At 45.6% G+C, this 15,994-nt stretch carries 11 protein-coding genes; all 11 read right to left on the reverse strand.

All coding sequences use genetic code 11. From position 1 onward, the window contains the following. Positions 1 to 51: 51 nt before the first annotated feature. The 11 genes from CA600_RS24235 to CA600_RS24285 all read right to left on the reverse strand — a co-directional run bounded on the left by CA600_RS24235 (position 52) and on the right by CA600_RS24285 (position 15,656). Complete coding sequence (locus CA600_RS24235; protein WP_094873520.1) at positions 52 to 2,082, reverse strand: S-layer homology domain-containing protein; 2,031 nt, start codon at positions 2,080 to 2,082, stop codon at positions 52 to 54. A gap of 136 nt (positions 2,083 to 2,218) precedes the next feature. Continuing rightward, the gene (locus tag CA600_RS24240; RefSeq protein ID WP_094873522.1) at positions 2,219 to 3,001 is read right to left on the reverse strand and encodes a tyrosine-protein phosphatase; all 783 of its coding nucleotides are present in this window, start codon (positions 2,999 to 3,001) and stop codon (positions 2,219 to 2,221) included. Positions 3,002 to 3,105: 104 nt separating this feature from the next. After that, positions 3,106 to 3,762 carry a ribosome biogenesis GTP-binding protein YihA/YsxC gene (yihA, locus tag CA600_RS24245; RefSeq protein WP_256989994.1) on the reverse strand — a complete coding sequence of 219 codons (657 nt, stop codon included), beginning with the start codon at positions 3,760 to 3,762 and terminating at the stop codon, positions 3,106 to 3,108. 12 nt (positions 3,763 to 3,774) lie between these two features. Next, entirely contained in the window at positions 3,775 to 6,138 is a 2,364-nt protein-coding gene (gene lon, locus CA600_RS24250) for an endopeptidase La (RefSeq protein ID WP_042191259.1), read from the reverse strand. Positions 6,139 to 6,431: 293 nt separating this feature from the next. After that, entirely contained in the window at positions 6,432 to 8,141 is a 1,710-nt protein-coding gene (gene lonB, locus CA600_RS24255) for an ATP-dependent protease LonB (protein WP_094873524.1), read from the reverse strand. Positions 8,142 to 9,202: 1,061 nt separating this feature from the next. Continuing rightward, positions 9,203 to 9,874, reverse strand: coding sequence for a hypothetical protein (locus CA600_RS24260; RefSeq protein WP_094873526.1), 672 nt, complete (start codon positions 9,872 to 9,874; stop codon positions 9,203 to 9,205). 152 nt (positions 9,875 to 10,026) lie between these two features. Then, positions 10,027 to 11,154, reverse strand: a complete 1,128-nt coding sequence (gene ispG / locus CA600_RS24265) for a flavodoxin-dependent (E)-4-hydroxy-3-methylbut-2-enyl-diphosphate synthase (RefSeq protein WP_094873528.1) — start codon at positions 11,152 to 11,154, stop codon at positions 10,027 to 10,029. 109 nt (positions 11,155 to 11,263) lie between these two features. Continuing rightward, complete coding sequence (clpX, locus tag CA600_RS24270) at positions 11,264 to 12,520, reverse strand: ATP-dependent protease ATP-binding subunit ClpX (protein WP_094873530.1); 1,257 nt, start codon at positions 12,518 to 12,520, stop codon at positions 11,264 to 11,266. A gap of 12 nt (positions 12,521 to 12,532) precedes the next feature. Next, positions 12,533 to 13,123: an ATP-dependent Clp endopeptidase proteolytic subunit ClpP gene (clpP, locus tag CA600_RS24275; RefSeq protein ID WP_036685049.1), complete on the reverse strand. Its 591-nt coding sequence runs from the start codon at positions 13,121 to 13,123 to the stop codon at positions 12,533 to 12,535. A gap of 284 nt (positions 13,124 to 13,407) precedes the next feature. Beyond that, positions 13,408 to 14,742 carry a trigger factor gene (tig, locus tag CA600_RS24280; protein WP_094873532.1) on the reverse strand — a complete coding sequence of 445 codons (1,335 nt, stop codon included), beginning with the start codon at positions 14,740 to 14,742 and terminating at the stop codon, positions 13,408 to 13,410. 98 nt (positions 14,743 to 14,840) lie between these two features. Beyond that, a complete protein-coding gene (locus CA600_RS24285; RefSeq protein ID WP_373455859.1) occupies positions 14,841 to 15,656 on the reverse strand; it encodes a hypothetical protein in 816 nt (271 codons plus the stop codon). Positions 15,657 to 15,994 lie beyond the last annotated feature (338 nt).

The raw sequence follows: 15,994 nt of genomic DNA on the forward strand, positions 1-15,994 counted from the left end.
CCTCCTCTCACCTACATGAGAGGAGGCTGTATACTATACTTTTTTATTTACTTACTTGAAGTTAATGGTACGGTAGATAATTACTGCTGCTTCAGCACGAGTTGCCGTATCGTTCGGGTTGAACTTACCAGCATTTCCGATAACCAAGTTATGATCTGCTGCAAATGCTACGCCATCTCTCAAAGATGCGCTGATCTTAGCAGCATCGGAGAATTGGCTAATTGCCGTTACATTCGTTGTTGCAGCTGGATGAATAGATTTCACTGCGCGGGAGATCATCGTTGCCATCTCTGCACGTGTGATAGTTGCATTAGGATCGAACTTGTCCGCACTGCGGCCAGTAATGATTCCTTTTTCTGCTGCAACCGCTACATAAGGTGCATACCAAGCAGATGAACTTACATCATTAAAGCTTTGTACAGCAGAGTTATTCTCCAGATTAAGCGCACGAATCAGCATTTTAGCGAACTCTGCACGAGTTACATTGCTCTTCGGTGCGAATTTGCCTTCGCCTACGCCTTCAATCGCACCTTTTGCAGCTACGACTTGAATTTGTTTGCCAGCCCATGCTTGTACACTAGCAATATCCGTAAAGTTCACTTTATTCTCAAGCACTGCATAGGATGAGAATGTATCACGTGGTTCTACGATGAACTCTCCATCAAGCACTCCACCTTGGAATTGCAGGCTTCCGTATACAAGCTTCGCTACGGACAGCAATTCTTTATCAAGACCATCAGTATTCTTAAGTGGAAGTTTAATGGTGATTGGTTGTTTGAATGTGCTAGTCGCTACACCATCCACACTGAGTCCGAACTCGTATACATCCGAAGCCAATTTCAGTTTGGTAACAGAAGTTACAACTTCTGGTTTAGCGGTAGTTACTGTCAATGCAATAGCTGTGCTGAACTGACTTACAGGAATCGTTACGGTTACACCATTAAAGGTTACTGCGATATTCGCAATGCCGTTCGTCTTAGCTGCTTCAACAATAGCTTTGGACAACGGAACTTCAACAGTAGGCGCAGTGATCGTACCAAGATTCAATGTCAGCGTGAGGGCAGTACCTTCTTTACCGGCAGCTTTAGCTGCAGCAGCAAGATTAGCCAAGGCATTGATTGTATCGGTATCTACCAATTTCACAGTTGCTTTACCATCTACTACTTGTACCAGTTTAGATACATCATAAGTAGCCGCAGCTGCCAATTTCTGATCCACAGTTAATACAGGTGGAGTCGTTATGGAGCCGGAGCCGGAACCGGAACCCGGAGTAGTAGGATCAGTAGTTGGTGTAGATGTCTTAAGATACGCGTTGTAGTAAGCTTTCGCCAGAACTAGCGCAGCTGCTTTTTCATTCTTAAGTGTTGATTCAACATTATTCTTGGTTGCTGAAATCATATCTTTAGTAATCTTAAGTTCTGCTAGAGACGCTCTCAAGGAATAGTTGGCAGAACCAATGGTGCTATCGAGAACAATACCCTTCACTTTATTCGCGAGTTCACTGTTCGGATGAGCAATAAGATCAATCAGATCAGTTTCTGATTTTCCTTTTAGCAAGTTAATTAGCTTCTGTTCAACGCCGTTTGAACCAAAGATGAAGCTGTAAACTTCTTCAACCGAAAGATCTGTAACACCAGCTTGTTTACCGATTTCCTTCAGTAGCGCTTGATAAGCCTCATAATTAGGGGACTTCAGAATATCTGTAACTGCGGATAAATCCGGAGTATAGATAGACGATACTACTTCTAAATAGAAATCAAACAATGTAGATTTTTGTCCATCGCTGAGTTCAAGTTGAGCCAAAACAGGCGCGAAATCTTTTTCCAGTTGCTCACGTGAAAGACCTTGAAGCTCAGTACGGAAATCACGAAGCGTCTGCTTATCAGCATCAGTAAGCGTGCTATAAAGCTTCGTTGCGCGCTCCTTCAAGCTTGCAAAATCCACGCTAGTTGCAGCGGATGCTGTTCCAACGATCCCAAACTGAGCTGCCAATCCTTTGCTGCTAAGCGGAAGTCCTGCTACTGCAACCGCTGCCATGCTAACTGCTAATGTCGATACTACTAGTTTCTTTTTCAAAGTCACTAAATATCCACCTCTTTATATGTATTTAAATTCTCGTGTTACTATAGTCCTAGACTATTTCACCTTATGTCTACACTATTACGTATATCAACGATTCACCCAATAAAACCCATTCTACCACTATTAGGTAGATTAGTCAGCCCTTTCGGGAAAAAATCCCAAACAATTTGTGTCGATTCCTCCTTTTTTGTACGTGATTACCATGATTAACCTCACCATTTGCCACAATTTGCTGAGAGTTCTCGCGCATATAGTCGCGCATCTCAGGACCTAATTCTTTCTCTAAAACCACATAAGCAGCATTTAATCCAAAAGGACGATGAACACTGTCATGTGCATCAGAGGCCAACACATGTACTGCATTTCTACGACATAACTCCAGGGATAGCTTCTGAAGTTTACTCCCGAAGACGCCTGCAAGACTTTGTGCGGTTACCTGACCGAGTGATCCCAGTTCTATCAATCTTTCTAACTTAGAAGGATCGGCAGCTACTTCAGCATTACGCTCCGGATGGGCGATGACCGGAACGAACCCTTGAATGATCAATTCGTGACAGATTTCTTCCATGTTGCGTGGGACTCGTGAAGAAGGCATTTCTAGCAAAATATACCGCGAGTCTGCAAGACTTAGCAGTTGCCCCCGCTCCAGATCATCCAGTAAATCTCCGTATACTCTGATTTCCTGACCCGGAAGAACAAGCAGTGGATTGCCATGCTGACGAAGTTTCTCATTCATCAGATCCACCGCTTCTCTTATACTAGCGGAGTTATTCATATATTGACCGTTGGCGTGATGTGGTGTGGCAATGACGGATGTAATTCCGTCCCTATAGGCGTCTTGCGCCATGGCGAGAGCGGATTCCCAATCAGTAGCTCCGTCATCCATAAAGGGTAAGATGTGGCAATGGATATCTTTCATATGTTATCTATCGGTCCCTTCCCATAGAAAATTTAGTTTTACCCACAAAAAAATACAACCATTCCCAAATGGAATGGTTGCTTGATTGTAAATGAGTTCTTGTCTTAGGCTTCAGTAGGTTCCTCTTGCTGAGGTTCATTTCCATCTATTTCAGCATCCTCAGAATCTGGAGAGGAGAGAACATACCCGTCGATCAATCCCCAAAGCTCTTCTTTACCAAGGCCAATCTCTGAAGAGAATGGAATGAAATTATCCCCTGGCAGCACGCCAAGCTCCTGCTTCATGATCTTGATATGCTTTTGCCAGCGAGTCTTCGGAATCTTATCCGCCTTAGTCGCTACTACACACATAGGAAGATCATAATGCTTCAACCAGTCGAACATCATCTTATCATTGCTGGTCGGCGGATGACGCAGATCCACGATGAGCAGAACAAGCTTCAACGTATCACGCTCAGATAGATATTTTTCCACCATCTTGCCCCATGTCGCACGTTGTGTCTTCGACACTTTTGCATATCCGTAACCTGGAAAGTCAACAAAATACATGCTGCCTTCATTGATACGGTAATAGTTCATATGCTGGGTCTTACCTGGGGTGGAGCTTGTCCGAGCCAGATTCTTGCGGTTAATCATTCGGTTAATGAGGGATGACTTCCCTACATTGGAGCGCCCTGCCAGAGCAACCTCTGGCAAAGCATCATCAGGGTATTGATCAGGGCCAACGGCACTGATTATAAATTCGGCAATATTAACTTTCATAGGACTTCCTTTCTAATGCACACTACTCGGTGGCTCACTGCTAATTTCATTATGATGCTCAACTAACGCATGATGCAAGACCTGATCCATGTTAGATACTGGTATGAACTCCACATCATTGCGTACGCTCTCTGGAATTTCTTTCAGATCACGTTCATTGTCTTTGGGAAGAAGGATCTTTTTATATCCGGCACGGTGTGCAGCTAAAGACTTCTCTTTCAGTCCACCGATCGGCAATACACGTCCACGCAGAGTGATCTCACCGGTCATGGCTACATCCTTCGAAACATAACGCTTCGTAAGTGCGGAGATTAGAGCGGTAGCAATCGTAATCCCTGCAGACGGACCATCCTTCGGAATTGCACCTTCAGGAATGTGGATATGAATATCAATCTTCTCATAAAAATCAGGCTGGAGCCCCAGCTCCTCCGCTTTCGAACGTGTATAACTAAAGGCAGCCTGCGCTGACTCCTTCATTACATCGCCCAGTTGTCCAGTAAGTGTCAGCTTGCCCGTTCCCTGCACAACAGTCACTTCGATCAGCAGCGTATCGCCACCAACCTCAGTCCAGGCCAGTCCAGTTACTGTGCCAATCTGATCTTCAAGCTCCGCCATACCGTAACGGTATTTCGATGCACCTAAGTAATCCTTGATGTCATCCGGCAGAATGACTACACTTTCTTTTTCCTTGGACACAATCTGTTTCGCGGCTTTGCGGCATAACGCTGCAATCTGCTGCTCCAAATTACGCACACCGGATTCACGAGTATATTCGCGCACGATACGTAGTAAACTGTCGTCTTCAATGATCAGCTGATCTTCTGCAAGACCATGATTCTTCTTCTGCTTCGGCAAAAGATAACGGCTACCGATCTGCAATTTCTCCAGTTCCGTATAACCCGGTATAAACAGCATTTCCATCCGATCAAGTAGCGGACGCGGAATGTTATGCACAACATTCGCTGTTGTAACAAACATAACGTTCGATAAATCAAACGGTAACTCTACGAAATGGTCACTGAACGTATTGTTCTGTTCCGGGTCCAGTACCTCAAGCAATGCTGAGGATGGGTCGCCACGGAAATCTGCAGCCATTTTATCAATTTCATCTAGCAGAATAACCGGATTAATCGTCCCTGCCGTCTTCATCCCTTGAATGATTCGGCCTGGCATCGCACCCACATAAGTCCGGCGATGACCACGGATCTCCGCTTCATCACGCACACCGCCAAGCGAAATGCGAACGAACTTACGATTAAGTGAACGGGCGATGGAACGAGCTAGTGAGGTTTTGCCCACACCTGGAGGCCCTACAAGACATAGGATCGGACCTTTTAGCTTCTTCACCAACTGCTGAACAGCTAAATACTCCAATACCCGCTCCTTTGGTTTCTCCAAACCGTAGTGGTCCTCATCGAGTACTTGCTCTGCCTTCTTAATGTCGAGGTCATCTTCTGTCTGTTCATTCCAAGGAAGACCCAGCAGCCAATCCACATAGTTGCGAATGACGCCACCTTCCGCTGAGCTCACTGGCATTTTTTCCAGACGATCGATTTCCTTCTCCATCTTCTCTTTCACGCGTTCCGGCAAATTCTTCTCTTCCATTAAATTCCGCAGCTCTTCCGCTTCTCCCACCCGGCCTTCCTTCTCGCCGAGTTCTTTCTGGATCGCTTTCATTTGCTCGCGCAAATAATATTCCTTCTGCGTCTTCTCCATCTGCTTCTTCACACGCTGATTGATCTTGCGTTCAAGCTCCAGCACTTCACGCTCATTATTAAGAATATCAAGAAGCTTCTCTAGCCGTTTACTGACATCAATCGTCTCTAGAATTTCTTGCTTATCCTTAATTTTTAGCGATAAATGACTCGTAATAACATCCGCAAGACGACCGGGCTCCTCAATATCGGATACAGCAGCCAGTGTCTCTGGTGTCACTTTTTTGGATAACGTTATATAGTGTTCGAACTGATTAAGTACTGTACGCATCAGCGCGTCACACTCTTGATCGCCATCTTCCTCTTCTGGTAGCTCGCGCGCCATAACCTCATAATACTCATCATTATCGATATAATTAATAATTTCGGCTCGTTCTACACCCTCAACCAGTACACGAATCGTACCGTTTGGCAGCTTCAGCATTTGCCGCACATTCGCGACAGTACCGACCCGAAAAATATCGTCCTGACCAGGCTCTTCAATATTCACTTCCGACTGTGAACACAGAAGAATTAAATTATCTTCAACCATAGCTTTTTCTAGTGCCCGAACTGACTTCTCACGGCCCACATCCAAGTGAAGAACCATGCTTGGGTACACAAGAAGACCTCTTAGCGGTAATAAAGGAAAACGACGACCTTTTGTTTTATTTGTCATCATCGCTTTCGCACCTCCCATGGCTCTCAATTAATCTCATATGAATTCATTCTAACAAAAGCAGCCCCAAAACACCAACAAAGTACTTGCAATTTAAGAATAAACAACCTTATTATCCTTAAAAAACAGCAACGTTTCTCAAAGAAATGTAAGGATTATGGAAAGTGTGAATTTATACTTTAAAAAAGGAAGCAGCAGACACGCCTGCGGCTCCCTTTATATTCCAGCGGCAAGTCTCGATTTACTTATCGAAACTATAACACACCCTAGCTTACATTCCAGGTAATATTTAAAGTTTAACCCTTTGCAGACTCTCCAGCGGCATCGGCCTTCAGAAGCGAAGGTGCTGCGGAGAAAAGCTCGCCAGCTACTGCAGGAAGCCTTACATCTGCTGTATCGGCACCGAAGAGATGACGGAAGACCTCATCCACCGTTTCCATAGGAATGACGCGTAGTGGGGCGAGGTCAGCGAATAGGGACTGCCAATTTTCTTTTGGAATAAGCACCGTAGTAGCTCCCGCCTGAAAAGCAGCCTCCACCTTCGCAATTACACCACCAACAGGCTTCACACGGCCATGTATACCTATCTCACCAGTGATCGCTACGGTATTATCCACGGGAAGACCACGAATGGCGGAGACAATAGCCACTGCCATCGCAACCCCTGCTGAAGGTCCGTCAATGGGGGTTCCACCTGGAAAGTTCACATGCAGATCATATCGGTCCGGCTCCAGATTCATGGTGCGCAGTACGGTCAATACGTTCTCCACGGAGCCTTTAGCCATGCTCTTTCTCCGAATTGTACGAGAACCTCCGCCAATCTCTTCCTCATCTACCACTCCGGTTACGTTCAATCTACCTTGACCGTTCTGCGCAGGTGCTGCGGATACTTCGATCTCGAGCAAGGTGCCCATTCCCGGTCCATACACTGCAAGTCCGTTAACCAATCCGATCTGAGGCGCGGAAGGAATTTTGCGCTCTGTTCGAAGTGGCAGCTGGCTACTGCCTGCTACCCATTCTACATCAGCAGCATTAAGCGTATCTCTCTGCTCCGTTAGCGCTAATCCAGCTGCGAGCTGAATCATATTGACTGCCTCCCGGCCATTTGTTGCATATTGCTGCACAACAGTGACTGCATCCGGGCTTGGCTTCAGTCCGATCTTCTGTATCGCGTCACGCGCGATGACCGCAATCTCATCCGGCAATAGCGGACGGAAATAAATCTCCATGCAGCGTGAACGCAGTGCTGGAGAGATCTCATCCGGGGAACGCGTAGTCGCGCCAACTAAACGGAAATCAGCAGGTAATCCATTTTGAAAAATATCATGAATATAAGCCGGAGTATTATTGTCCTCCGAATTATAATACGCGCTCTCTAGCAGCACCTTCCGGTCCTCCAGCACCTTTAGCAGCTTGTTCATCTGAATGGGGTGAAGCTCACCGATCTCATCCAAAAAAAGAATCCCGCCATGTGCTTTTGTCACCGCGCCCGGCTTCGGTTGCGGCACGCCTGCCACACCCATAGCTCCGGCACCCTGATAGATAGGATCATGCACCGATCCGATTAACGGGTCAGCAATACCTCGCTCATCAAAACGAGCGGTTGTCGCATCGATTTCAGTGAATTTGGCATCGTTTTTAAAAGGGGATAGCGGATTGCGCTTTGCCTCTTCCATGACCACCCGTGCCGCTGCAGTCTTGCCGACTCCCGGCGGACCATAAATAATCACATGCTGCGGATTAGCACTGCATAATGCGGCCTTCAGGGCGCGCAGCCCGTCTTTTTGCCCGACAATATCTCCAATAGAAGCCGGCCTAGTTTTCTCCGACAAGGGTTTGGTTAATGAAATCATACGCATTTTCCGTAGTTTATCCAGTTCTTTACGCGACTCTCGGTCTACCGCCGTCTTGTTTGTCTTCTGACCCCGCAGCAGATTCCAAAAGTATACGCCGATAACCAGCGCGAAAAAGAGCTGCACGATCATCACAACTATACTTAATTCCATAGGTCATCCTCCTGTTTCGTTCAGTCTACCTTTCCACCTTTGGCTACTATTAGGTAGTATAGCCGTTTCGGTAATTAGTAAACGCACAAATGAGGATTTGTTGAATTGTTGATGTAGGACAGTCGGTGGAGTCCTGAGATTTAGTAACAAACTTGTTTGAATGGGGGGAAGTAACTTGATTAGTCTGGGTTCCTCGGTAATGATAATTATCTTAATAAACTGAACTCACTAAGTACGCAAAGTAACCTTATTAATTTATTTCGCTAAATATCTACTCATTTGCTCAGTTATGACCCAATTAGTAAGAACTATAGGGAAAACCTCCCTATAGTTTGAAGAAAGTAGTCCCAATGAAGGGCTTATAGGGAATTTCTCCCCATATTACGTTGATTCAAGTAAAAACAGCTACTTATAGTGAATTTATAAGGAGGTTTTCCATATAAACTCACTTTTCGAGCAAAATCGGTCTATTTATAGGGGGATTTTCCCTATAACAGGAATGCGATCATAGTTACCTTTGAAGTGAGCATCTGTACACCGATTCACCTAGCAAATCGTATTCACAATGTACACCGAATGCCTACTTTAGCGAATTGGATTGCTACTTGTATCGAATCTAATTAGATACTGTAACTGTAGTATTTGTCTATATGGGTAAAGTAACTTGATTAGTCTTGGCTCCTCAGTAACGGAAATTATCTTAATACAATGAATTCACTAAGTACGCAAAGTAACCTTGTTGAAATATTTCGGTAAATATCTATTCGTTTGCTCGGTCATGACCCCGAACTATAGGGAAGAACTCCCTATAGTTTGAGAAGGGCGATCCCAATGAGGGGCTCATAGGGAATTCCTCCCTATAACTCGTCGGTTTTACGTACAAACAGCTACTTTCAGCGAATTTATAGGGAGGTTTTCCGTATAATCTCACTTTTCGAGCAAAATCGGTCTACTTATAGGGAGATTTTCCCTATAACAGGCATACAATCATAGTTACTTTTGAAGTGCAGCTCTTTCTCACAATACACTCATCCCTAACTACTCCCCTTAACTTATGCTAATCAATCCCAGTAAAATAAGACATCCCGAGCTAACTCATAACCTACATTTCTAACGCCATTTTCCCTTTTCACGGCTTTCAGCCAGCCTTTCTCGCATAATCTCATAAGCATCAATCGTACCGTTTTAGGATCTAGCGCGAAATAATCTGCTATATCTTTAAGTCGAACTACACCCGCTTTTCCAACTATATATCGGATAATTTCTTTCTCCGTGAGAGTTGCTCCACCACTCGGTGCACTTACAATTTGGTAGCGGCTTAACGCCAATCTTAGCAACGTAACGCATAGCTCAGGGCGCTGTTCCACATCGTCGTAGGCAAATGAGATTACTTGGTAACCCATTCCGTACAGAAACGTCTCACGATTTAGCTCATTACAATACTTCAGCCTGTCCATGTCTCTTACATGTGCTGCATATCCTTTGATCTCAAACAATAATTTTACGGGTCCTGGCAAGAAAGCAAAGTCAGCAAAATAAGATCGCCCGCGCCAATCCAGCACCTCATACTCCGGATGTAGATCAGCGAAATCCCCACGAAGCGCCCACCATACATTCTGTAAAAACATCTCTTCGGCATGACGATGCCCTCTCTCTAGCCTTCCTCGTCTTTCCCCAGTCCTGCTTGCTAGATGTTTCTCAATAAACGCTTCATGCGCTTGTTCATAGTTCATTCGATGTTCCCCCTTATTCATTCGTCCTTCCCCACACTAATTAATTCCACGCAAAAAAAAACGCCCCATTCCCACCACCGGATATACCGGGGTGTAACAGGGCGTTCTTCGCCACTTATTATGAATTGAATCATTAATTCGTAAAATACCAGTTACTTCGATTGCACTGGAGGTGCAAGGTTAGCATGAGCGCGGCCTGGGATTTCACCAGTCTCCTCATACGCTATAACGATCGCATCAATTTCCTTCTTCAGCTCGTTCACTAGTTCCGCTTCAGGCACCTTACGAATCATCTGACCGTAACGGAACAACAAACCTTCCCCACGGGCACCAGCAATACCAATATCTGCTTCACGCGCCTCACCAGGGCCATTAACGGCACAGCCGAGCACGGATACTTTAATAGGCACCTTAAGCTTCGAAATGTATTCTTCCACCTCATTAGCAATGGAGAAAAGATCGATATCGAGTCGTCCGCAAGTCGGACAAGAAATGAGTGTAGCCGCGTTAGAGATCAGACCGAAGGTCTTCAGCAGCTCGCGTGCCACCTTAACTTCTTCCACCGGATCAGCGCTAAGCGAGATACGCAGGGTGCTGCCGATGCCCATAGAGAGCAGTGCACCAATACCTGCGGAGCTTTTTACTGTACCGGCAAACAAGGTGCCGGATTCTGTAATCCCGAGGTGCAGCGGATAAGGAATGACTTCCGCAGCCTGACGGTAAGCCTCGATGGCCATTGGCACATCGGATGCTTTTAAGGAAACGATAATGTCGTGGAAATCCAGCTCTTCCAGAATGCCAATATGGTACAGCGCACTTTCTACCATAGCTTCTGGAGTCGGGTATCCGTATTTCTCCAAGAGATGATTCTCTAAAGATCCGGCGTTTACACCAATCCGAATCGGAATTCCTTTTTCTTTACAAGCTTTAACTACTGCTTCTACCTTCTCCCGACGACCGATATTCCCCGGATTAATCCGGACTTTATCGATGCCGTTCTCAATAGCCATCAGCGCGAGCTTATAGTTAAAATGAATATCCGCTACGAGTGGGATATGAATCTGCTTCTTGATCTCCTTAATCGCGGCGGCTGCCTCTTCATTGTTGACAGTAACGCGTACCAGTTGGCAGCCTGCTTCCTCAAGCCGTAAAATTTCGGCTACAGTAGCCTCCACATCAGCTGTTTTGGTTGTACACATGCTTTGAATCGCAACCTCGTTGTTTCCCCCAATAATGAGCCCGCCAACATTGACAGGACGGGTTTGGTGTCTCAAGAACATGATTTTTCTCCCCCATAACGCCAAAGCTCCACCCCTTCGCAACCGCTAGTGAAGCGGGATAAGCGGAAGAAAGGTGGAGACAGTGACATGTATTGTTAAGGTAAGCGACTTACGCGCTTTCCTCTTTCTTCTTGTCTTTCTTAAGGTTCAATTCAGGCAAAGCCTTCTCTTGAACGACCTGCTCCGTGATCACACAATCCTTAATATCATCACGTGAAGGCACTTCATACATCACATCAAGCATGATGCTCTCAATAATCGCGCGCAGTCCACGGGCTCCCGTATTGCGTTTGATCGCTTCCTTGGCAATCGCTTCGAGTGCCAGCGGTTCGAACTTCAGCGCTACGTTATCCATTTCCAGCAGCTTGATATATTGTTTAGTGAGTGCATTCTTAGGCTCGGAAAGGATACGCACCAGCGTATTCTCATCAAGCGGCTCCAAAGTCGAGATCACTGGCAGACGGCCTACAAATTCAGGGATTAGTCCGAATTTGAGCAAGTCTTCAGGCAATACCATCGACAAATATTCGCCAGGCCCCAGATCCTTCTGTCCTTCAACCGCTGCGTTGAAGCCAATGACTTTTTTACCGATACGGCGTTTAATCATTTGCTCCAGACCGTCAAAGGCACCGCCCACGATGAACAAGATGTTCGTCGTGTCGATTTGAATAAACTCCTGATGAGGATGCTTACGTCCACCTTGTGGAGGTACAGAAGCAACTGTTCCTTCCAGAATCTTCAAAAGCGCCTGCTGTACACCTTCACCGGATACGTCACGGGTAATGGACGGGTTCTCGGATTTACGTGCCACTTTATCAATCTCATCAATATAGATAATGCCGCGTTCGGCTTTCTCCACATCATAATCTGCCGCTTGAATCAGCTTAAGCAGAATGTTCTCAACATCCTCGCCGACATAACCAGCCTCCGTTAAGGAAGTAGCATCAGCAATCGCAAATGGAACGTTGATAATCTTCGCCATCGTCTGTGCGAGCAAAGTTTTACCCGAACCGGTTGGACCAAGCAAAAGAATATTACTCTTCGTCAGTTCAACATCTTCGATCTTACTCTGGCTGTTCACACGCTTATAGTGATTGTAAACCGCAACAGACAGCGATTTCTTCGCTTGCTCTTGACCGATTACATATTGATCCAAAATATCGCGGATTTCCTTTGGTTTCGGAATATCCTTCAGATCAAGCTCTTCTTCATGACCGAGCTCTTCTTCCACGATTTCCGTGCAAAGCTCGATACATTCGTCACATATATAAACGCCCGGTCCTGCTACAAGCTTACGAACCTGCTCTTGTGATTTGCCGCAAAAAGAACATTTCAATTGCCCTTTTTCATCATTAAATTTAAACATCTAACCACCCCTTTAAGATTTCATCGGTGAAGAAAGAACCTGGTCAATAAGCCCATATTCCTTGGCTTCTTCCGCACTCATGAAGTTATCGCGGTCTGTGTCCCGTTCGATTTTTTCAAGGGGCTGACCTGTGCGATCTACATAAATTTGATTCAACTTCTGTTTCGTCTTGAGGATCCAGTCGGTATGAATCCAAATGTCAGACGCTTGACCTTGAACACCGCCGAGCGGTTGATGAATCATAACTTCGCTGTTAGTCAGCGCGTATCTTTTGCCCGGAGCCCCAGCTGTCAGAAGGAGCGATCCCATGCTTGCCGCCATCCCTACACAAATGGTTGAAACATCCGGTTTGATGTATTGCATCGTATCGTATATACCCATGCCGGCTGTTACTGAACCACCGGGTGAGTTGAGGTACAAGTGAATGTCCTTCTCGGGATCATCTGCTGCAAGGAACAGCAGTTGAGCAATAACCAGATTGGCGACATCATCGTCAATCGCACTGCTTAAGAAAATAATGCGATCCTTGAGCAATCTGGAATAGATATCGTATGAACGTTCTCCACGACTTGTTGATTCCACAACCATTGGTACCAGACTCATGCCACCAACCTCTTTTCTCTATACAGATTAGTCTTATCGTTTCAAAAATATTTTAACACGTTCACGGCCCGATGTCATTTTTTCACTACAGCAGACCTGTCCACTGCTTGTGATAGTGACGTCATCACGCCAATTTCCTTAATACCATACGCTCATACGGATACCTATGTAATCACATATATCTGTGCCCGAGGATAAAAATAAGGCACGTAACGAAACTTACGTGCCTTATCATATCTGTATGGAGGCCGATTTCTCGGCCGTTCTAGGTAGTTTTAAAAATCTTACTCAGCTTTAGCGTCTTCAGCAGCTGGTGCTTCTTCTACTGCTTCAACTTCTACACTATTGCTAACAAGGAAATCAATGGTTTTGCGCAAAGAAAGTTCTTCGTTCAAGCTGCTCAGTGAACCGTTAGCTGCCAAGATGCTGCGGATTTCTTCTGGAGTACGCTTGTAAGCTTCAGCCATAGTAGCCAACTCTTCGTTAACTTCTTCTTCGGAAACTTCAATGTTCTCTTGTTTAGCGATAACTTCCAGTACCAGGTTGTTGCGAACGCGTTTTTCAGCATCGCCTTTCATTTGGTTCTGCAAGTCTTCACGAGTTTGACCGGAGAAGCTAAGGAACATATCCATGTTCATACCTTGTTGACGAAGACGAGTGTCGAAGTCACGAACCATGTTCTCAACTTCGCTGTTGATCATGGCTTCAGGGATCTCAACTTCAGCGTTTGCTGCTGCTTTATCAACAACTGCGTTCTCGCGAAGGCCTTTCAGTTCATCCTGTTTACGGGATTCGAGCTGAGCTTTCAGATCTGCTTTGTACTCTTCCAAAGTTTCGAATTCACTTACATCTTTAGCGAACTCATCATCGAGTGCAGGAAGTTGTTTGCGTTTGATTTCGTGCAGTTTCACTTTGAATACTGCTTTCTTACCCGCAAGGTTCTCTGCATGGTATTCATCAGGGAAAGTAACTTCAACATCTTTGAAATCTCCAGTGGACATTCCCACTACTTGCTCTTCAAATCCAGGAATGAAGGAGTTGCTGCCAAGTTCAAGAGAATGACGCTCAGCTTTTCCGCCTTCGAACGGTACGTCATCAACATATCCGTCAAAATCGATCACAGCGATGTCGCCGTTAGCTGCTGCTTCTTCTTCAACTACTACGAGTTCAGCATGACGCTCTTGCAGACGAGCAAGCTCAGCGCTCAGCTCTTCTTCAGTCACTTCAGCTTTTTGTACTGGAACTTCCAGACCTTTGTAATCGCCGAGCTTCACTTCAGGTTTAACCGTGATCTTCGCTTTGAAGATAAAGGATTGACCCTTAGCAAATTGCTCAATATCAACTTCAGGACGGTCTACAGGGAAGATGTCAGTTTGTTCAACGGCTTCACCATAAGCTTCAGGAAGAAGAATGTCGATTGCATCTTGGTACAAGCTTTCTACACCAAAACGGGATTCAAAGATCGGGCGTGGCACTTTACCTTTACGGAAGCCTGGTACGTTAGCTTTCTTAACGACTTTGTTAAAAGCTTTATCAAGTGCTGCTGCAACGCGTTCTGCGTCAACTTCTACTTCAAGAACTCCAAGGTTCTTCTCTATTTTTTCCCATGTTGCTTTCATATTATACTTTTCCCTCCAAAATATAGGTTCACAAGTTTACTTCAAAAAATGATACAATCCACGCACAGAATAACCATTATATTATATACAACATTACTTTATTTATCAAGTAGAGAAGTCTTTACAAAACCCTTGAGCGCACGATATGCCCCTTCAAATTGAAAGCGCATGCCGTCGGTAATGCCGTACATTCCGCGAGTCTCCTCCTCTTGCCGTGTACCGTTTAAGCTCTCAGATACAAACTGGTGTAACGCCCCCGCCCAAATATCTAGTAGCGCGTCTTCCCCATCCAGTATTTTCCGATACTCTTCCGATCCATAAATCGACATGACGAACTGGCCCCAGAGCTCCTGTGCAAAATAATACAGCGTAGGCTCGTGTACCTCCGCCTGCTCGGCTACCCGCTCGAGCACCTGACTCACCTGTGGTGGAAAATCCTCTGTCTGCAGCGGCACACTTTCAATCTCTACAATTGCTGTTTCGTGACCACGAATCAGATTCACTGTTCCCTGCATCCCACGCCGCCGAAGGGTCTGCAGGGTCCGAAATTGCAGCAGTGGGTGAACATTATCCCCCTGCAGCCATGCCGTCAGCGCCTCATCGACTCCGCCGCCTTCCAGATATGAAAGCTGCTCTAGTGCTAGGATTGTCGCCTCTGACAGCGGCTCATTCATTATCCGCTGCAGCAGCTTTTGAGGATACCCCGCATCCTCAGTCATTTTTGATTTGGCCAAGAGACGGGCCATATCTTCTTCCCTTAAATCTTCGTCTTCGGGGTGAACGGCTCCTTCTGCATCTCCATTCTGAGAGGCATAAGGGAAAGCTGTTTCGAGCCATTCCAGCAGAGACCGCCATTCCTCGTAATTCCGCTCTTCCTGTCCTTGACACTGCAGCAAAAAACGCAGCAGCTCCATCGCTTCCCCGTATCGTTCACTCTCCAGCATCACCGTAAGCTGGATTTGATAATAGTCCAGTGTCTTGGGAAACAGGACGATATTCTCTTTTGTGGCGGGGGAATCTGAATCTTTAATGAGGGCACCTCCTTATAGCTAATTATGTGAATTGAATTCTAAAACGTCATAAATGTTATTAAGACCTTAAGCTTCATCCGAAACTTAATAATTGTAGATTATAGCATACCCCGTACTCTTTTTAAAAAACAGCTTGAAAAACATCGGCATACATGATATGATAAATCCTGCTTGCTTTTCAGCCAGCCATCATGTCCCGGTAGCTCAGCTGGATAGAGCAT

This window comes from Paenibacillus sp. VTT E-133280 (assembly GCF_002264385.1).
Classification (GTDB): Bacteria; Bacillota; Bacilli; order Paenibacillales; family Paenibacillaceae; genus Paenibacillus_AQ; species Paenibacillus_AQ nitricinens.